Here is an 18552-nt window from a genome sequence, read left to right on the forward strand (position 1 = left end):
CCGGCCGTCACCGGGACGGCGGTGTCCACTCGAACATCAGGATGGTCGCGTCGTCCCGCAGCCGGCTGGTGGGCGAGTCCAGGATGGAGTGGATGAGCCGCCGCAGCGTCTCGGACGCCAGCTCGCCCGCCGCCGTCGCCCGGATGATGAAGTCGGCGAACTGTTCGAGGCCGAATTCGCCGCCATCGCTGCCCCGGGCCTCGGTCACCCCGTCGGTGTACATCAGCACCCGGTCGCCGGGCTTCAGGGCGATCTCGTGCGTCTGCCGTGAGCGCCCGGCGAGCAGGGACGGCAGGCCCATCGGCGGATCCGCCTCGCGCCGCATGGCGTCCACGAGGAGCCGCTCCTCGCGGATGAGCAGCGGGGCGGGATGCCCGCAGTTGGCCCACCGCAGCATCCCCGAGGCCAGGTCCAGCTGGGCCAGCACGCCGGTGCAGAACTGGTCGGGCAGCCAGCGCGCCAGCGCGTCGTCGACGCACTCCACCAGCTCGGGCAGGTCCGCCCCGGTCCGCCGGGCGTTGCGGCACGCCGCCAGCGACACGGCCGTGGTGAGCCCGGAGGCCAGGTCGTGTCCCATGGCGTCCAGGACGGTGGCGTGCAGGGTCGTCTCCGTCAGGGCGTGGTCGAAGGCGTCGCCGCCGATCTCGTAGGCCGGTTCCAGCACGGCCGTGGAGACCACGTGGGCGGTGCCGATGGTGCGCGGCGGCAGGAAGGCCCGCAGCATCTCGGCGGGCAGCCGCATCGGCTCGGTGCGGGTCCGCCGGACGAAGGAGTCCTTGTACGCGCGCTTGGACGTGATCGTCATGGCGAGCAGGGTGGCGAGGGCCCGGGCGCGGCGCAGCACGGCCGGGGTGAGCGACGGGGAGTGCACGGCCAGCACGCCGAGCCGCTCGGCGCCGTCCACCAGGGGGATCCACGCCGTCATGCCGCCCGACTCCGACTCCTCCACCCGCAGGGACTGGGTGCGGTAGGTCCAGCCGGCGAGCGAGCCGTCCACGGGCAGCGGCGGGGTGACGTCGGTGAGGGGGACCAGACGGCGCTGCTGGATGTCGGCCAGGTACACCACGGAGTGCTGCAGTCCCAGGGCCTTGGTGCAGCGGGCGACGGTGGTGGTCAGGTCCAGGGCCGCGTTCGCCGGGTCGGCGAGGAACTCCTCCAGACGGTCCTCACCGGTCTCTGCCGTCGACACCTTCGCTCCCCTCGCCGGGACCGCGGGCACCCCGGGCGGGCCGCGGAATGCGTCGTCAGCAGTCTCACACCGGGGGGCCCGGGCCGCCCGGCGGCCGGGGCGGACGGATGGTCAGCGCGTTTCGAGCCGGGCCAGGACGTCCCCCTCCGTGGAGCGGATCTCGTACCGGACGATCTCGTCGGGGTGCAGGGAGGAGCTGGCCATCATCGTGTGCGGTTCGGTGTCGTGGCCGGGCCCGTGCCAGCTGGTGGCGATCTCCTCGGTGCCGTCCCGGCCGACGATGACCAGGTGGCAGGCGCGCGAGTCGGACGCGTCCTTCACCCGCAGCTCGACCTGGCTGCCCGAGGCCTCGTCCGCCGTCGTGATCTCGGCCCACACGCCCGTGCGCGCGTCGGTCACCGCGATCGTCCGGGTCCTGTCGCCGCCGCCCGCGGCCATCACCGCGACGGCGGGCACCGACACCGCGAGAGCGACGGAGGCGGCCAGCGCGAACACCACGCGCCTGCGGCCGGCCCGGCGCCGGTCGGCCACCTCGGCCAGCAGCCGGTCCAGCATGCGCGGGCCGGGCTGGGCCAGCGGGCTCACCAGCCGTGGCGTGGCCCGCCGGTACAGCATCAACTGCCGTGTCGTCGGGCCGAACTCCGTCACCTCTGCAGCGCACTTGGGGCACTCCATGAGGTGGTCCTCGAAGCGGAAGGCCTCCGCCTCGTCCAGCACGCCGAGCGCGTAGGCGCCGACGTCGCGATGCCTTTCCAGGGACCTCATGCCGAATCCTCGTGCCGTTGGGTGCGGGTGGGGTTACTCCTTGCTCCCACCGGTACGGACCAGGCAGCGGAATCACTCAAGCCGGTGACACAATCGCAACCAAAGGATTCGGAGCCCTCCGGCCGCCGGATTGGTCGGAGGACGCGGAAGTCTAAAAAAGATGGATCGCGAGGTGCCCCAGGGGCAGTCCGAGCTGCCAGGCGGGCGTCCAGACCTTCGGTCCCTCGTCCTCCCCGACCACCGGAGCGCCGCCCGGCACCGCGTTCAGGTCCGGCGCGAGCAGCTCCGTCTCCTGCAGCCAGCGCCAGGCCTCCTCGGCGAGGTCCAGGTCCGGTGCCGTCCGGCCGGAGGCCGCGGCGTCGGCGGCCAGCTCCGCCAGCCGCTCGCCCACCCACTCCTGCCACGGCTGGTCGTACGCGGTCAGCGAGAGCCACGTCTCCAGCTGCGTGACCACCCGGATGCCGGACAGCTCCCCGTCGGTGTCGGAGAGGAAGATGGTCAGCGCCAGGGCGTCGCGCCCGGCACGGAACTCGAAGGACGTCGGCGGCATCAGATCGCCGGTCCGCAGCAACTCGTCGGCGATGTACTCCGCGTACAACCACGCCATGGGGACGGTCAGTTCGCCGTCGGAACCGTCCGTGCCCCCGTGACCTCTGTGCAGCATCCCTTCCTGCCTTCCTCCGGTACGTGCGCGTCGCCCGACACCGGATCCCGGGGCGTCGTCGGCCCCCTCCGGAACACGGATAGGAACACCCGATTACTCAACCGGGGTCCTGAGCAAGGCGCTTTACGGAGGTTTGACTCGACCGTGGGTTTCACCGCAGGTCGGCGGCGTAACCCGGAAGCACCCGGCGCAGGGCGCGCAGCGCATAGTACGCGCGGGACTTCACGGTACCGGGCGGAATCCCGAGGGCCGCCGCGGCTTCCGCCACACTCGCCCCCTGGAAGTACACGAGCACCAGGACTTCACGGTGTTCCGGAGTGAGTGTCTTCACAGCGCGGCGCACGTCGAGCATCGCCGCGGCCCGCTCGGCGTGGTCGGAGCTGACCCGCGCGTTCTCCAGCACCGCGTCGCCGACCTCGGCGGGGCGGGCCTGCCGGGCGCGCCGCGCGTCGATCGCGAGCCGCCGCCCGACGGTCATCAGCCAGGGCCGCACGGAGTCGAAGTCGTCGGCGCGCAGGGCCTCGGGGTGCTGCCAGGCGCGCACCAGGGTCTCCTGGACCAGGTCCTCCGCGCGCTGCCGGTCGCCGTCGCACAGGCGCAGGAGGAGCGCGAAGAGGGGCCGGCCGTGCTCCCGCTGCAGTGCGGCGAGCTCGTGCTCGGCGGTCGTCCCGTTCGTGAGGGTGGATCCGGCCGTCATGGCCGTATGCCACCGCAGGGCCACGCCGGGGCACAGGGCACGTACCCGGCTGTGCGACGGACGGTCGATCGCGTCGACGAACGGTTCGACGAACGGTCGGGGCGCTCCACCGGGCGGGTGCCGGTCGGGCCGACGAGCGTGTCGGAGCCGCGCGGGGCGACCCCGGCCCCCTTTCCTACTTGTGTGTAAATACGACCACAACGCCCACCGTGGGGTGAATGGATGATCGCACGCAGCCGACAGGTGGCCCTGGCCCTCACCGTCGTCCTCGCCGCAGGCGCCGCCTGCCAGGCCCGCAGCCACGAACCGTCCGGCCCCGGCCGCCCGGCACCCTCCGCCGCCGGGCCCCGCGGCTTCACACTGGTCGCCTCCGGCGACGTCCTCCCGCACGACACGATCATCGACCGGGCCCGCTTCGACGGCGGCGGCACCGGCTACGACTTCCGGCCCATGCTCGACGGGATCCGCCCCGTCGTCTCCGGCGCCGACCTCGCCCTGTGCCACATGGAGACCGTCTACGGCGAGAACGGCGACTACACCGGCTACCCCACCTTCAAGTCCCCGCCCGAGGTCGCCCCGGCCCTCGCCGCCACCGGCTACGACGGCTGCTCCACCGCCTCCAACCACACCCTCGACGACGGTGCCGACGGCATCCGCCGCACGCTCGACGCCCTCGACCGCGCGGGCGTACGGCACGCCGGCTCGGCCCGCACCGAGCAGGAGGCGCGCACCGTCACGATCCTCCAGGCCGGCCCGGCCAAGGTCGCCCACCTCGCCTACACCTACGACACCAACGGCATCCCGCTCCCCGAGGGACAGCCCTGGGCCGTCAACCTGGTCGACGAGGCCCGGATCCTCGCCGACGCCCGGGTGGCGCGCGGCGCGGGCGCCGACGTGGTCGTCGTCTCCCTGCACTGGGGCACCGAATGGCAGGACGCCCCCGACGAGCGGCAGCTGTCCCTGGCCCGCGGCCTCACCGCCGCCCGCACCGGGGGCCGCCCGGACATCGACCTGATCCTCGGCACCCACGCCCACGTCCCGCAGGCCTACGAGAAGGTCAACGGCACCTGGGTGATCTACGGCATGGGCGACCAGATCGCCGGTCTGATGACCAACGCCGAGGGCGCGCAGGACCCACGGGGCAACCAGTCCACCCTCGGCCGCTTCACCTTCGCCCCGCCCGCCCGGCCGGGCGGCCGCTGGGAGGTGACCCGGGCCGAGTTCGTCCCGCAGCTGTTCGACGTCGACGCCGGCCGGGTCGTCGACCTCAACCAGGCGCTCGCCCGGGGCGCCGACGTCCGGGCCGTGCGCGACCGCATCCGCGACGTCGTCCTCAGCCGGGGTGCCGCCGAGGACGGGCTCGTGATGGGGGACTAGCGCCTCAGTCCGTCCGCTCCGGCGGGCGCCCGGCCAGCTTCGAGTGCCGGTAGGAGTAGGCGAAGTAGACGACGAGCCCCAGCGCGAACCAGACGGCGAACCGCACCCAGGTCTGCCACTGCAGGAACGTGATCAGCCAGACGGAGAACACGATCCCCACCGCGGGCACCACCGGCATCCACGGCGTGCGGAAGGAGCGCGGCAGGTCCGGCCGCCGGTAGCGCAGCACGATCACCGCCGCGCAGACCACGACGAACGCCAGCAGGATGCCGATGTTGGTCAGCTCGGCCGCCTCGCCGATCGGCAGGAACCCGGCGATGACGGCCGACGCCACCCCCACGATCCAGGTGACCCGGGTCGGCACGTGCCGCGTCGGGTGCGTCTTCGCGAACCAGGTGGGCAGCAGCCCGTCCCGGGACATCGAGAACCACACCCGCGTCACGCCCAGCATGAACGTGAACATCACCGTGAGGATGCCGATGATCGCGCCCACCGCGATCACGTCCGCCAGGCCGCTCAGCCCCACCGACTTGAACGCCGTCGAGAAGCCGCTCTCGGGGTCGATGTCCTGGTAGTCCTGCATGCCCGTCAGCACCAGGCAGGCCGCCACGTACAGCACCATCGAGACGACGAGCGAGTAGACGATCGCCTTCGGCATGTGGCGCTGCGCGTCCTTGGACTCCTCGGCCGCCGTCGACATCGCGTCGTAGCCGAACACCGCGAAGAACACCGTCGCCGCGCCCGTGAAGGCCCCGCCGACCCCGTACGGGAAGAAGGGGTCGTAGTTCGCCGTGTCGATGTGGAACACGCCCACCCCGATCACCAGCAGCACCACCAGGACCTTCAGGACCACCACGACCGTCTCGAAGCGGGCCGCGTTCCTGATGCCGAGGGTCAGCAGGTACGCGATCAGCAGGCACAGCAGCGCCGCGAACAGGTCCACCCGGTGCCCGTCACCCGTGCCGGGCGCCCCCAGCATCCAGTCCGGCAGGTCGGTGCCCATCTCGCCGACCAGGAAGCTGAAGTACCCCGAGATGCCGATCGCGACCACGGCCACGATCGCCGTGTACTCCAGCAGCAGGTCCCAGCCGATGAACCAGCCGGCCAGCTCGCCCAGCACCGCGTAGCCGTAGGTGTAGGCCGAGCCGGCCTTCGGGATGAGCCCGGCGAACTCGGCGTAGGACAGGGCGGCCGCGGCGGAGGCGACCCCCGCGATGAGGAACGACACGAGCACGGCCGGGCCCGCCGTACCGTTGGCGACCGCCCCGGCCAGCGTGAAGATGCCCGCGCCGATGATGCCGCCGACGCCGATGGCGGTCAGCTGCCACAACCCCAGGGACCGCTCCAGCCGCGTCCCCTCGCCTGTTTCCGTCTCCTCGATCCGCTCGATGGGTTTGCGGCGGAGAATCCCCTCACCCGTCCGGAGCCCGGCCATGCGCCTCACCTCTTCACGAGTGGCAACGGCTGACAGCGGATCATGATGGCCCAGGCGCCCGCCCGGCGGAAGACACCACGCAGGGACCGGGCACCACCGCGGGACGGCCTACGGCACCACCGTCACCGGCCACCGCCCGGCCTTCACGAGCCGCACCGCCACCGAGCCGACGATCCGGTGCCCCGCCTGCTCCGACGCGCCCACGACCACCGCGTCCGCCTTGAGTTCGTCGGCCGCCTTCACCAGACCGGTGTAAGGGTCCCCGCGGAACGTGTGGAACTCCCAGCGCACCTCGAATATCCCCTTGAGGCGCTCGGCCGCGTCCCGGATCTGCGCCACCAGGTCCTCGGCGATCTCGTCGGTCGTCCCGGCCACCGGTGCCCCGAGCGCCGCCCCCGCCGCCAGCACGGGCTGGACGTACACCACCGCGAGCAGCGCGTGCTGCCGCCGGGCCAGCCCGGCGGCGTAGGCCGTGGCCCGCAGGGAGGAGTCGGAGCCGTCCAGCCCGACCACGATCACCTTCGGCCCGTCCGTGCCCCGTTCGAACCGCGGGGAGTGCTGTTCCGTCACGCCGTGAGGCTATCGGAAGCCACAGCTCCGGCCGCCCGCAGGGAGGTTCCGGGGCAGGCAGGAGCCGGCGTTCCCGTGCGTCTCCGTAACCCTGGATGCGAAAGTCGCGGGGAAACGGGCACCCGAACGGCGGACGGCGACCCGTCGGTTCGGAGGGGTCGCCGTCACTGGCGGCGCTCGGCCTCGCCGGAGGGGACGGGACCGAGCCCGCCGGCCCCCCTCGCTGGCCTGCCCGTCCGGGCGGGACGGACACAGGAAAGCTGCCCTTCCCCCTGGCGCGCCGCCCGTGACCCGTCCGCCTGGGCCGTCCGGGTGAAACCGTGCCGCCGCCCCGGTGTTGCTCAGGTGCGTCGGCCTTCGGCCGGGCGACTGATGAGTCATGAAGAAGGATCAGTTGCCCACCCGACGCGCGGCGTTGATCGCGGGCGCCGGCGCCGTGGGAGCGGCCGCCACGGCCGGTGTGCTCGCGGCGGTCACCGGAGAGGGACCCGCCCGGCCCGCCGCCCCGGCGGCGGGCGCCCAGGCCGCTCGCCGCCCGTCCGAGGCCTCCGCGTACCGGTTGCAGCCCCTCACCGGCTTCGCCCCGCCGCGCGCCGCGCCCCGCCGCGTCCTGGTCCGCCGCGAACCGCTGCTGCGGGTGCCCGGCCGGGGCCGGAATCTGGTGCTGACCTTCGACGACGGCCCCGACCCGCGCTACACCCCGGCCGTCCTGGACGTCCTCGCCGAGTACGGCGTCCGCGCGATGTTCTTCGTGTGCGGCGAGATGGTCGCCGACGGCCGGGACCTGCTGGTGCGGATGGCCGACGAGGGTCACGTCGTGGGCAACCACACCTGGTCCCACCCGCTGCTCACCCGCCTGACCCGCCGCCAGATCCGCTCCCAGATGGCACGCACCAGCGACGCCGTGGAGGACGCCTGCGGCGAGCGCCCCGCGTGGTTCCGCGCCCCCTACGGCGCCTGGAACCGCGCCGCCCTCCAGATCGGTGCCGCACTCGGCATGGAACCGCTCGGCTGGACGCTCGACACGCTCGACTGGACCACCCCGGGCGTGCGGTCCATCGTGCGCCGGGTCGAGCGCGGAGCCGCCCCCGGCGTGGTGGTGCTCTGCCACGACGCCGGGGGCGACCGTTCGCAGACCGTGCGCGCCCTGCGGCGCTGCCTGCCCGAACTGCTGGACTCCGGCTACCACGTCACCGTGCCCCGCCGGCCCCGCTCCTAGGGCCGTCCCGCGGGGCCTCCGCCCGCCCGGCGGGGTGCGCTCAGCGCACCTCGGCCAGGCGGGCGAACGCCACGACGTTGCCCGCGTACCCCTCCTGTTCGGAGAAGCCGCCGCCGCAGGTGATGACCCGCAGCTCCGCCGCGCCCTTCGACGCGTAGACGCGGTCGCCCGGGAAGTCGTCCTTCTCGAACACCTCGACCCCGTAGATCTCGAACACGGCCGTCCTGCCGTCCTGGCGGGCGACCTCGACGCGGTTGCCCTTCTTCAGGGCCCCGAGCCCGTAGAACACGGCGGGGCCCTGCTGGTTGTCCACGTGGCCCACGACGACCGCGGTGCCCTTCTCGCCCGGGGTGACGGCTCCGGTGAACCAGCCGGCCAGGTTGGGGTCCTCCGGCGGCGGCGCGCCCACCCAGCCGTCCGGGTCGAGGCCCACGGGGATCATGGGCGCGTCGACCTGGATCGCCGGGATCCTGACCCGGTCCGGCAGGGCGTAGGGCAGCGGGCGTACGCCGGTGAAGGCCGGGCCGGGCACCTGGTTCTCCGCCGCGGCCGCCCTCGCCGGCTGCGGCGGGCCCTCGTCGAACTCCCCCGAACCGTTCCGGATGAGCGCGAGGCCGGTCAGCAGAACCAGCGCTATCACGCCCCACGGGGCGCGCTTCCTCGGCCGCGCCTCCTCTTCCGCCAGGGCCAGCTCGGACGCAGACATTCGCCATCCCCTCTCGACGCGGCCGTCGCCGGGTCAATCGCGCATAACGGCACGCTAAGTGCCGTGCGCGAAACCGGCGACGGGGCGGGAGCGAACGGGTGGCCCGCGGCGCCGGGGGCGGACCGAGGCCGGCCGGGGCGTCAGGTGCGCCATCCGAGTTGCCGCCGCGGGGAAATTTCTGACGGCCCGTGACCTGCGACGATGTACTCCCGCGCGGAGGTGCCCCGGGGTCCGCTCTCACCAGGACGGACCATTCCCGACATGCGGCTCCGGGCACGGCAACTGACTGTCTTCGTGGGAGGCGCTTTCTCGCCGATCGACCGGGGAACGGGTCCCGGGGCGCCTTCCGCGGAGGTTCACATGCGTCACTCTCGTGCCCTGGCGGTCACCGGCGCCGCGGTCGCCGCCCTCGGCTTCTCGGCCCCCGCCGCCGTCGCGTGGGACACACCCACCAACATCACCGCCCTGCCCAGCGTCATCGCCCGCGGCGGCCAGCTGACCATCACGGTCGACGGTTGCCCCCACGGCGGTACGGCGACGTCCAACGCCTTCTCGCCGACCCAGCTCTCGCCCGTCCACGGCGGCCACAACGAGAAGGCGAAGGGCACCGCCACCATCAACCGCAACGCCCGCCCCGGGTCGTACGACATCACGGTCACCTGCAGCGGCAAGAGCATGACCAAGCCGCAGGCCTTCACCGTCATCGGCGGTGTCCGCGGCGGCATCGGCGGCAGCAGCACCACGGGCGCGACCCCGACCGACATGGCCATCGGCGGCGGACTCGTGGCCGCGGCGGTCGTCGGCGGTGGCGTGTTCTGGATGCGCCGGCGCGCCGAGCGGCACGCCTGAGGTTCCACGCCCCCGCCCTGACGGGCCGTCGTCCCGCACGTGAACGGTCCTCGCCCCGGGACCTCCTCGCCGGAGGAGACCCGGGGCGAGGGCGCGGCGCGTGACGGGGATCAGCCGGCGTCCCCGCCGGGGCGGCGGCGCGAGAAGTGGTGGGCGGCACCGAGCGAGCCGGCGATGAGCGCGGCGCCCAGGCCGATCTCCCGGAGGTCGAGTCCGGCGAGCGTGCCGCCCTCGCCCGCGTGCACTCCCTTGTGGGGGTGGCGCGTCGGGTGAGGCGTGGGGTGGTGGGTCGGGCGGCCGCCGGCGATCGTCAGCCGGGCCGTGCCGCTCGACTCGTCGCACTCGAAGTGCACGTCGTAGACGGCGCCGGGTTCGGCGCCCCGGTCGACCACGGCCGTCGCCCGTGACCTCTCCGGCGGGATGGTGACGACGTCGAAGACGGGAGAGTTGACCGCCGCCTCCCCTCGGCACGCCTCGTTGCGTTCCACCCGCAGCGTGACCTTTCCGCCCGGCGCGACCGTGGCCGGCTCCACGCCGAAGCCGAAGTCGGTCCGGATCGCCGCACCGGCGGCGGGCACGCAGGAGGTGAGGGCGCCGGCCAGCAGGACGGCCGAAGCGACGGGCATCGCGCGCATGGTGAAACCTCCGGGTCCCGAGGAGCAGCCGCGGACCTGTTCCGCTCGTGTCACACATGCACCTCGATGCCCGAAACGCTAGAAAGGCGGGCCCCGTGGCGCGATCGCAGTAGTGCGAACGGGGGACGCGCGCGGACGCCGCCCGGCGGAACGCCGGTCACGCGACCGGGGGACGGCGACGGAGTGTCGCGCGTCCCCCGGCCGGGATGCGTGGTGCGGGCGTGGCCGCTCCCGTCAGTCCCCGGTGCCCGGGAAGAGGTTCAGGAACGGGTCCGCCGACGCGGTCACGCCCCTGCTGTAGGGCGCGTCGAAGTCCCAGATGAGGAACAGCAGGAAGGCGATCAGCGCCGAGAACAGCCCGGCGAGGATCAGTTCGCGCGTCGTCCTGCGGATCTGCAGGGCGAAGATCATCCCGATCGTGACGACGGCCCCGGCGATCAGCCCGAACCACACCACGCCCGGCATGGTCTCCCCGGTCGACTCCGCCCGGCCGATCCGGGCCTGGCTCGCCGCCGTCACCTGGTCGAGCAGTGGCTGATAGGCCTGCGCCTCGAAGTCCGACTTCGGCTCGTAGTCGGTGACGTCGGCGCGGATCCGCTCGAACAGCCGGGCCCCGCGCTCGGTGACCTCGCCCTTGTCGGCCATGCTGTCCCACTCGGTGGTGACGACATGGCTCACGTAGATCCTGATGTCGTCGCGGATCCGGTCGCGCTCCTCGGCGGGGTAGACCCGGACCCGCTCCGAGATCTCGTGCAGGGCGGTGGCCTCGGCCTGGACGTGGTCCTGGGCGGCGCTGCGCCCCTCCCAGACACCGGCGATCGCCAGGCCCAGGACGATGGCGTACACCACGCCGATCCACATCGTCATGTACTCGATGACGTCGGGGGTCTCGCTGGGGTCCTCGTCCTCGGGCGCCCTGCGGTGCCGGACGAGGGTGATGACGACCACCACGGCGCAGGCGGCCAGCATCGCGAGGATGAGAACAAGCCATTCCGGCAAGAGGTGCCTCCAGGTGAAGGGATCAGCGCGCACGGAGCGCGGCCACGGCGACCACCGCGGGCACCGTGACGAGCAGGACGAAGGTGAGCGGCGAGAGCGTGCCGCCGGTCCGCCGGGGCCGCGGCGGCGTGGCGCGGTAGCGCGGGTAGTGCACGGGCTTCGCCGACGGGCCCGGCGCGGGAGTCGCCGACGGCTTCGGCGCCGGGGGCGGCGGAGGCACGGGCCTGGGGTCCGGCCGGGGCGGCGGTTCCGGCGGCCTGGGCGCGGGCGGCGCCGGAGGGGGCGGCGGCTCCGGCCGCGCCGGGGGCACCGGTGCCGGTCTCGGCGGCGGGGGCGCGGGCGGTGGTTCCGGGTCCGGGCTCGGCGGTGGCGTAGGGGTGGGGGTCGGTTTCGGGGGCGGGGGCTCGGGGGTCGGTGTGGGGGTGGGACACGGAGGAGGGGGCGGGGGTGGCGGGCACGGCGGATCGGTCGGCCAGGTCATGCTGCCGGCGACCGCCACCGCCTCCGTGCCGTCCGGCCCCGTCGAGGCGTACGCGCAGGCGGTGGCCACCGCCACGTCGGCCGGTGCTCCGACGAGTGCCCAGGTGAGCGTCGCCACCGCCAAGGCCCGTGCGGCAAGGGCGGATTGAGTCGATACGGGTCCATGCACGACGAAGATCATGAGCCCTGTGCCGCCGGGACGTGCCGGGGCGCAAGGGGATTGCCCCGAAAGAGGGATGCTCCGGTGCGGCCGGTTCGATGCGGGGTCGCTCGCGGGGTGTGCGAAGCGCACCTGTGTGCGGGTGGCGGGCGGCGGCCGCTCGGGCTCCGGAAAGAAATTTCGCCGGCCGTTGAACGCACCGGCCGTCCCCGTGCGTACTGATGGCCGTGCGGCGGCGCAGCAGGGCGCTGCAACACCCTTGCGATTATGGGGAGTTGACGATGAAGACCTCCTGGCGGAGCGCCTCACTCGTGGCGAGCGCCGCGGCGGTCCTGGCGCTGACGACGGCGTGCGGTCAGGACAGCCCACCGGCGGCCAGCCAGAACGTGGGCGCCACGGCCGCGCCCGGGGACTACGGAAGCATCGGCTCGGGCACCGGGAACAGCGCCGCCGGCACGCCCGGCCAGCCGGCCGCGCCGAGCGCCCTCAGCCCGTCGAACCCCGCGGGCAAGCTGTCCGTCTCCACCGCCGAGATCGGCAAGGTGGTCACCGACAGTCTCGGCCTCACCCTGTACCGGTTCGACCAGGACACCGACCAGCCGCCGAAGTCGAACTGCGACGGCGACTGCGCGAAGACCTGGCCGCCCGTCCCCGCCGACGACGCCGAGGCCGGGGAGGGCATCGACAAGGCGCTGCTCGGCTCGGTCACCCGGGCCGACGGCACCAAGCAGCTCACCGTGGGCGGCTGGCCCGCCTACCGCTACGCCAAGGACGTCAACGCCGGCGACGTCAAGGGCCAGGGCGTGGGCGGCAAGTGGTACGCGCTCGCCCCCGACGGCAAGAAGGTCCGGGAGGGCGCGGGCGACGCCGGCGGTGCCGCGGACGCCGGGGAACTCGGGCTGTCCACCCGCAAGGACCCCGAGCTGGGCGAGATCGTCGTCGACAGGAACGGCATGACGGTCTACCGGTTCAAGAAGGACGAGGCCTGGCCGAAGCCCGTCTCCAACTGCGTCGGCGCCTGCCTGGAGAAGTGGCCGATCGTGGAGCCCGTCGACTTCGCCGACACCAAGGGCATCCAGAAGAAGGGCTACATGATCTTCGACCGGACCGACGGGAAGGGCAAGCAGCAGACGATCAACTGCTCGCCCATCTACACCTTCGCCGGCGACAAGGCGCCGGGCGACACCAACGGCCAGGGCGTCGGCGGCACGTGGTACGCCGTGCGGCCCGACGGCAAGCTGGTCGGCGCGTCGGAATAACAGAGCGACCTCCCCAGGGTTCATCTCCGACCCGGCGAGCCGGCCCGGTCCGCCCCTCCGTGCTCCACGGAGGGGCGGACCGTTTCGCCGTGCCCTTCCCGCGCCGGACCGGCACTCTCCGGAACGCCCCGGGCACTGATCGTCATGTGTTCGAAGGGCAGGCGCAGGGGTATCAATTCGGCACGTGCCGCAGGCAGTGACCGGGAACGGATGGTCAATTTCCGTTTCGGGTCGCTCCCTTGGCGGGCGATCAGTAGCCTCTGCTCGAACACCGGATCGCCTACGCCTTGGAGAGATAGATGGAGCGTCCCGCCTGGGCCCCACGGAGCATCGACATCTCGGTGCCCAGCGTCTCCCGGATGTACGACTACTACCTGGGCGGATCGCACAACTTCGAGGTCGACCGGGAAGCGGCCCGCCGGGCCATGGAGTTCATGCCGGGCCTCCCCAAGATCATGCAGGCGAACCGGGCGTTCATGCGCCGCGCCGTGCGCTACGCGGCCGGTGAGGGCATCGGACAGTTCCTCGACATCGGCTCCGGCATCCCCACCTTCGGCAACGTCCACGAGGTGGCACAGGCCGCCCGGCCCGGAGCGCGCGTGGTGTACGTGGACCACGACCCGGTGGCGGTGGCGCACAGCGAGGCGGTCCTGGCGGGCAACGAGGACACGGCCGTGGTGGCCGCGGACCTCCGCAAGCCCGGGGACATCCTGGGCAGCCCCGAGGTGGAGCGGCTGATCGACCTGAATCAGCCAGTGGCCCTGCTCCTCGTTGCCATACTGCACTTCGTGGAAGACGAGGACGACCCGTACGGGGCGGTGGCGGAGCTGAGCGCGGCGCTCGCACCCGGCAGCCTGCTCGTGCTCACCCACGCCTCCTACGAGGGGATCCCGCTGCCGCCGGAGCGGGCCGGGGGAGCGGTGGACGTGTACGAGGGCATCCGCAACCCGCTGATCATGCGCTCGCGCGAGGAGATCGCGCGGTTCTTCGAGGGGTACGACATGGTGGAACCCGGACTGGTGGCGATGCCGTGCTGGCGGCCCGACACCGCACCGGAGGACGAGGATCCGTACGCGTTCTCCGGCTTCGCGGGCGTGGGGCGTACGGCGTGATCGCGGAACCGGACGGGCCGGAGGACAGACTCCGCCGGTTCGCGACGATCTGGAGCCGGGCGGTCTTCCCGGTGACCTCGACGTCGTCGACCCGGCCCGAGTTCGAGGAGCAGTTGCTGCCGCTGGCCCGGCGGCTGAGCGAGGCGCTGCTGGCCCGGGCGTTCGACGCGGAAGCGGGCAAGGCGGTGGGCGCGGCCCTCGTGGACGTGCACTGCACCGACCCCGAGGCGCTCAGCCGCACACTGGACTGCGTGGACGCCTACCTGGTGCTGTACTGCGGCGGCGACGGCGACCCGGAGGACCTGCGGGCGCGGTGCGCGCGCCTGCAGCACGCGATGGCCGCCGGCTTCGCCCGGGCGCTGCGCGAGCGGACCCTGGCCGAGCAGGAGGCCATCGCGCAGGCCGCGTTGCAGGCGCAGGGCGTGGTGGCCCAGGCGCTGCACGCGAGCGAGGCCCGCTTCCGCGCGGTCTTCGAGGGCGCGGCCATAGGCATCGGGATGGCCGACCTGGAGGGCAACATCCTCCAGGTCAACGGCGCCCTGCTGCGCATGTTCGGCATCTCCGACCAGACGCTGCGCAGCCGCAACGTCCGGGAGTGGACCCACCCCGACGACGCCCCGCAGACCTGGCGGCTCTACGACGAGCTGGTGCGCGGCGAGCGGGAGCACTACCACCTGGAGAAGGCGTTCTACCGCCCCGACGGGACGGTCCTGTGGACCAACCTGACGGTCTCCCTGCTGCGCGACGCCGACGGCAACCCGCAGTACCAGCTCGCCCTCATGGAGGACACCACCGAACGGCGGCTGCTCAACCTGCGGCTGCGCTACGAGGCCACGCACGACGCCCTCACGGGCCTGCCCAACCGCACCTTCTTCTTCGAGCGCCTGGAGAAGGCACTGGGCGCCGGGGAGGGACAGCGGTTCGGGCTGTGCTACCTCGACCTCGACGGCTTCAAGACCGTCAACGACAGCCTCGGCCACGCGGCCGGCGACCGGCTGCTCGTGGAGGTCGCCGACCGGCTGCAGTCCTGCGCCACCGCGCCCGGCGAGATGGTGGCGCGGCTCGGCGGCGACGAGTTCGTGGCGCTGACCACCGGCCCCGACACCCAGCGCACGGTCGACGAGCTCGCCGCCCGCATCATGAACGCCCTGCTCGCGCCGATCAGCGTCGACGGCCGGGAGCTGACCGTGCGCGGCAGCATCGGCATCGTCGAGGGACCGGCCGGGGAGCGCAGCCCGGCGGAGGTGCTGCGCAGCGCGGACATCACGATGTACCGGGCCAAGTCGGCGGGCGGCAACCGCTTCGAGCTGGCCGACCCGGAGGCCGACGCCCGCGCCATCACCCGCCACGGGCTGACGACCGCGCTGCCGACGGCGCTGGAGCGGGGCGAGTTCTTCATCGAGTACCAGCCGCTTGTGCATCTCGGCGACGGCAGCGTCCGGGGCGCCGAGGCCCTGGTGCGCTGGCTGCACCCGCAGCACGGCGTCCTCGGCCCGGACCGGTTCATCCCGCTCGCCGAGCACACCGGGCTGATCGTGCCGCTCGGGCGCTGGGTGCTGGAGCAGTCGGTGCGCCAGGCCCGCGAGTGGCGGGAACTGCACGGGGGCGCGGACGCGGGCCCGCTGCGCATCAACGTGAACCTGTCGCCGTGCCAGCTGACCCACCCGGGCCTGGTCCAGGACACCGTCGACATCCTGGAGCGCACCGGCGTCGCGCCGGACGCCCTGTGCCTGGAGGTCACCGAGTCGGCGCTGATCGGCGCCGACGACGACCTGCTGAAGCCGCTGCGCCGGCTGGCGGAGATGGGCGTCGACATCGCCCTCGACGACTTCGGGACGGGCTACTCCAACCTGGCCAACCTGCGGCGGCTGCCGGTCAGCATCCTCAAGTTGGACCGGTCCTTCACGCAGAGCATGCAGCAGTTCCCGGCCGATCCCGTCGACCTGAAGATCGTCGAGGGCATCGTCTCGCTGGCGCACAGCCTGGACCTCGCCGTGACGGTCGAGGGCGTCGAGACCGGCGCCCAGGCCGAGCAACTGCGCATACTCGGCTGCGACACGGCCCAGGGCTGGTACTACGCCCGCCCGGGCCCGCCGGAGCGGCTGCACGAACTGGCGCTGGTGGACGCGACGGGGTGACGCCCGGGGCCGCTGCGCGGAGCCGGATCAGGCGCCGAGCCCGCGCAGCAGCAGCGCGAGACCGCCCAGGAACTCCTGGTCGGCGCTGACCTGCCGGGCGTGCCGGGCGGTCTCGGTCATACGCGGGAAGGCATCGGGCGGCAGCTCGGCGAGGGCGACCGTGCCCTCGCCGGACAGAGGCCCGAGGTGCTCCAGCTGGATGGCGCCGATCAGATAGCCGAGCAGGCCCCGCAGTGCGACCACCCGTTGACCGCCGTCGAACCCGGCTTCCTCCAGGACGCCGAGCACGGACTCCGACCAGCGCAGGCCGGCAGGCGACCGGTGCCGGTGGATGACGGTCAGGGGCACGATCTCCGGGTGGGCGGCCACGGCGTCGCGCAGGCGCCGCGCCAGCACCTCGACGCGCTCGGGCCAAGGCGTCGCGGGCCCGGGGGGCTCGGTGTCCACGGTGCCGAGCACGAGGTCGACGACGAGTCGTTCCAGCTCCTCCCGGTCGTCGACATAGCGGTAGAGCGACATGGTGCTCATCCCGAGTTCCTTGGCGACGGCGCGCATGGACAGCCCGGCGAGCCCGTCGCGGTCGATCACGACGAGAGCGGCCGAGGCCAGCGCTGCATGGCTGAGTGAGCGGGGTCGTGGCATGACGATGTTCAGCGTACGGCATACGCCTACCTTGTTCCGCGTACGGCGTACGCCTACACTCCTGTAGGAGTACGCCGTACACCTACAAGGAGTGCCCATGCTGTCGCGCAGGCCCGCACGGCCGTTACGCCCCGGCTCCACCGTCGCTGCACGCCGGATCGCCACCGTCTCCGGCGGATCCGTGGCCGTCCCCGAGGAACGGCATCTGGTGCACCTGCAGTTCCGGCGGTTCGCCGGTTGCCCGGTGTGCCACCTGCACCTGCGGTCGGTGGTCCGCCGGCACGCGGAGATCGAGGCCGCCGGAGTGCGTGAGGTCGTGGTCTTCCACTCGCCCGCCGAAGAACTGCGCCGGCACACCGCCGACCTGCCCTTCGCGGTCGTCGCCGACCCGGGCAAGCGCCTGTACGCGGAGTTCGGCGTCGAGTCGGCCCCCCGCGCGCTCCTCAGCCCGCGCGTCTGGGGACCCGTCGTCACCGCGGTGCTGCGCGGCGGGTGGGAGGTCGTCAGGGGCCGCGAGCGGCTGCCGGCGGCCGACCAGGCCGGGGGCCGGCTCGGACTGCCCGCCGACTTCCTGATCGGCCCCGACGGCCGGATCCTCGCCGTCAAGTACGGCGAGCACGCCTACGACCAGTGGCCGGTCGACGAGCTCCTGGAGCTCGCGTCCGCGCACCGGCCGGCCGCCGACGGCTCTCCTGCGGGGTGACCGCGGCCCCACGGTGGCTCCTCCGTACGCCGGGCCCCTGCGGCCTCACCGCTCCAGCAGCATCCGCTGCAACTCCCGGGCCGCCCGGGGCGGTGCCACGTCGCTGCGGTGGGCCAGGGCGATCGTCCGGTGCAGGCCCGGGCGGGCCAGAGGCGTCACCCGCAGTCCGCCCCCGGACCGTGCCGCCACCATGCGCGGTACGACGGCGACGCCCAGCCCGGCCCGGACGAAGCCCAGCACCGCGTCCATCTCCCCGCCCTCCACCGCGAAGTCCGGCTCGAAGCCCTCGGCGCGGCATGCGGCGACCGTCAGTTCGCGCAGGTCGTAGCCGTGGCGGAACATCACCAGGCGTTCGCCCTCCAGGTCGGCGACCCGGACCGCGCGCCGCCCCCGGCCCGGCCTCGGCGCGTCGGGGGAGGAGACCACGACCAGGTCCTCCCGCAGCAGCTCCACCGTCGTCAGCGCCGGTGACGGCGTCGGCAGCGGCAGCACGACCAGCGCCAGGTCGAGCGCCCCGCGCGCCAGCTCCCGCACCAGGTCGTGCGAGCCGCCCTCCTCGATCAGCAGCCGGATGCCCGGGTAGCGGTCGTGGAACGCGCGCAGCACGTCCGGCAGCAGGCCCGTGCACAGGCTGGGCGTGGCGCCGAGCCGTACCCGGCCCCGCCGCAGCTGCACCAGCTCCTGCACCTCGTGCCGGGCCGTGTCCGCGTCGGCCAGGATGCGGCGGGCCAGCGGGAGCAGGGCCTCCCCGGCGTCCGTGAGCGTGATGTTGCCGCGCGCCCGGAGGAACAGATCCGCGCCGAACTCCCGCTCCAGCGCCTTGATCTGCTGCGACAACGACGGCTGCGCGACATGGACCAGATCGGCGGCGCGGGTGAAGTGCCGGGTTTCGGCGACGGCCACGAAGTACTGGAGCTGCTGGAACTGCATCCTCACACGATAGTCCCCGCCTA

20 protein-coding genes are annotated in these 18552 nt (G+C 73.2%); 8 read left to right on the forward strand and 12 right to left on the reverse strand.

Annotated elements, in window-relative coordinates; genetic code table 11:
- Positions 1-7: 7 nt before the first annotated feature.
- The 4 genes from ACF07N_RS23240 to ACF07N_RS23255 form a co-directional block, all read right to left on the reverse strand.
- Positions 8-1189, reverse strand: coding sequence for a PP2C family protein-serine/threonine phosphatase (locus ACF07N_RS23240; RefSeq protein ID WP_392116028.1), 1182 nt, complete (start codon positions 1187-1189; stop codon positions 8-10).
- A gap of 111 nt (positions 1190-1300) precedes the next feature.
- Entirely contained in the window at positions 1301-1954 is a 654-nt protein-coding gene (locus ACF07N_RS23245; protein ID WP_392116031.1) for a zf-HC2 domain-containing protein, read from the reverse strand.
- Between the two features lie 151 nt (positions 1955-2105).
- Entirely contained in the window at positions 2106-2618 is a 513-nt protein-coding gene (locus ACF07N_RS23250) for a hypothetical protein (RefSeq protein WP_383582579.1), read from the reverse strand.
- Positions 2619-2769: 151 nt separating this feature from the next.
- Complete coding sequence (locus ACF07N_RS23255) at positions 2770-3315, reverse strand: sigma-70 family RNA polymerase sigma factor (RefSeq protein ID WP_383332450.1); 546 nt, start codon at positions 3313-3315, stop codon at positions 2770-2772.
- Positions 3316-3537: 222 nt separating this feature from the next.
- Here ACF07N_RS23255 and ACF07N_RS23260 point away from each other — a divergent pair, with 222 nt between their 5' ends.
- On the forward strand, positions 3538-4692 hold the full coding sequence (locus ACF07N_RS23260) for a CapA family protein (protein WP_392116034.1): 1155 nt from the start codon (positions 3538-3540) through the stop codon (positions 4690-4692).
- A 4-nt stretch (positions 4693-4696) separates the two neighbouring features.
- On the opposite strand, the gene ACF07N_RS23265 is transcribed toward ACF07N_RS23260, so the two are convergent.
- Together ACF07N_RS23265 and ACF07N_RS23270 are read right to left on the reverse strand one after the other, a co-directional pair.
- A complete protein-coding gene (locus ACF07N_RS23265; RefSeq protein ID WP_392116037.1) occupies positions 4697-6127 on the reverse strand; it encodes an amino acid permease in 1431 nt (476 codons plus the stop codon).
- Between the two features lie 108 nt (positions 6128-6235).
- A complete protein-coding gene (locus ACF07N_RS23270; RefSeq protein WP_383332444.1) occupies positions 6236-6697 on the reverse strand; it encodes a universal stress protein in 462 nt (153 codons plus the stop codon).
- Positions 6698-7076: 379 nt separating this feature from the next.
- Between ACF07N_RS23270 and ACF07N_RS23275 the strand changes: the two genes are divergently transcribed.
- Positions 7077-7916: a polysaccharide deacetylase family protein gene (locus ACF07N_RS23275; RefSeq protein WP_392116042.1), complete on the forward strand. Its 840-nt coding sequence runs from the start codon at positions 7077-7079 to the stop codon at positions 7914-7916.
- A 40-nt stretch (positions 7917-7956) separates the two neighbouring features.
- Here the strand turns inward: ACF07N_RS23275 and ACF07N_RS23280 are convergent, their stop codons facing one another.
- Positions 7957-8622: a class F sortase gene (locus ACF07N_RS23280; protein ID WP_383332440.1), complete on the reverse strand. Its 666-nt coding sequence runs from the start codon at positions 8620-8622 to the stop codon at positions 7957-7959.
- A gap of 360 nt (positions 8623-8982) precedes the next feature.
- On the opposite strand from ACF07N_RS23280, the gene ACF07N_RS23285 reads away from it, so the two are divergent.
- Complete coding sequence (locus ACF07N_RS23285; RefSeq protein WP_392116045.1) at positions 8983-9471, forward strand: hypothetical protein; 489 nt, start codon at positions 8983-8985, stop codon at positions 9469-9471.
- 110 nt (positions 9472-9581) lie between these two features.
- On the opposite strand, the gene ACF07N_RS23290 is transcribed toward ACF07N_RS23285, so the two are convergent.
- The 3 genes from ACF07N_RS23290 to ACF07N_RS23300 form a co-directional block, all read right to left on the reverse strand.
- Positions 9582-10106, reverse strand: a complete 525-nt coding sequence (locus ACF07N_RS23290; protein WP_392116048.1) for a hypothetical protein — start codon at positions 10104-10106, stop codon at positions 9582-9584.
- A gap of 234 nt (positions 10107-10340) precedes the next feature.
- A complete protein-coding gene (locus ACF07N_RS23295) occupies positions 10341-11105 on the reverse strand; it encodes a hypothetical protein (protein WP_383332434.1) in 765 nt (254 codons plus the stop codon).
- A 22-nt stretch (positions 11106-11127) separates the two neighbouring features.
- Positions 11128-11325, reverse strand: coding sequence for a hypothetical protein (locus ACF07N_RS23300; protein WP_383332432.1), 198 nt, complete (start codon positions 11323-11325; stop codon positions 11128-11130).
- A 259-nt stretch (positions 11326-11584) separates the two neighbouring features.
- On the opposite strand from ACF07N_RS23300, the gene ACF07N_RS23305 reads away from it, so the two are divergent.
- The 4 genes from ACF07N_RS23305 to ACF07N_RS23320 all read left to right on the forward strand — a co-directional run bounded on the left by ACF07N_RS23305 (position 11585) and on the right by ACF07N_RS23320 (position 16254).
- Positions 11585-11734 (forward strand): hypothetical protein, encoded by a 150-nt coding sequence (locus ACF07N_RS23305; protein ID WP_383332430.1) that lies wholly within the window; start codon positions 11585-11587, stop codon positions 11732-11734.
- Positions 11735-12026: 292 nt separating this feature from the next.
- On the forward strand, positions 12027-13004 hold the full coding sequence (locus tag ACF07N_RS23310; protein WP_392116053.1) for an SCO0930 family lipoprotein: 978 nt from the start codon (positions 12027-12029) through the stop codon (positions 13002-13004).
- A gap of 299 nt (positions 13005-13303) precedes the next feature.
- Positions 13304-14116, forward strand: coding sequence for an SAM-dependent methyltransferase (locus ACF07N_RS23315; protein ID WP_392116056.1), 813 nt, complete (start codon positions 13304-13306; stop codon positions 14114-14116).
- Positions 14113-16254, forward strand: coding sequence for a putative bifunctional diguanylate cyclase/phosphodiesterase (locus tag ACF07N_RS23320; protein WP_392116059.1), 2142 nt, complete (start codon positions 14113-14115; stop codon positions 16252-16254). The genes ACF07N_RS23315 and ACF07N_RS23320 overlap by 4 nt, the downstream gene beginning before the upstream one ends.
- Positions 16255-16281: 27 nt before the next feature.
- On the opposite strand, the gene ACF07N_RS23325 is transcribed toward ACF07N_RS23320, so the two are convergent.
- Positions 16282-16896, reverse strand: a complete 615-nt coding sequence (locus ACF07N_RS23325; RefSeq protein WP_383332422.1) for a TetR/AcrR family transcriptional regulator — start codon at positions 16894-16896, stop codon at positions 16282-16284.
- Positions 16897-16993: 97 nt separating this feature from the next.
- On the opposite strand from ACF07N_RS23325, the gene ACF07N_RS23330 reads away from it, so the two are divergent.
- The gene (locus ACF07N_RS23330; protein WP_392116062.1) at positions 16994-17599 is read left to right on the forward strand and encodes a peroxiredoxin-like family protein; all 606 of its coding nucleotides are present in this window, start codon (positions 16994-16996) and stop codon (positions 17597-17599) included.
- 45 nt (positions 17600-17644) lie between these two features.
- Here ACF07N_RS23330 and ACF07N_RS23335 read toward each other — a convergent pair whose 3' ends face one another.
- Positions 17645-18529 (reverse strand): LysR family transcriptional regulator, encoded by an 885-nt coding sequence (locus tag ACF07N_RS23335; protein WP_392116065.1) that lies wholly within the window; start codon positions 18527-18529, stop codon positions 17645-17647.
- Positions 18530-18552: the final 23 nt, after the last annotated feature.

It is taken from the genome of Streptomyces sp. NPDC015242 (assembly GCF_043079125.1).
Taxonomy (GTDB): Bacteria; Actinomycetota; Actinomycetes; order Streptomycetales; family Streptomycetaceae; genus Streptomyces.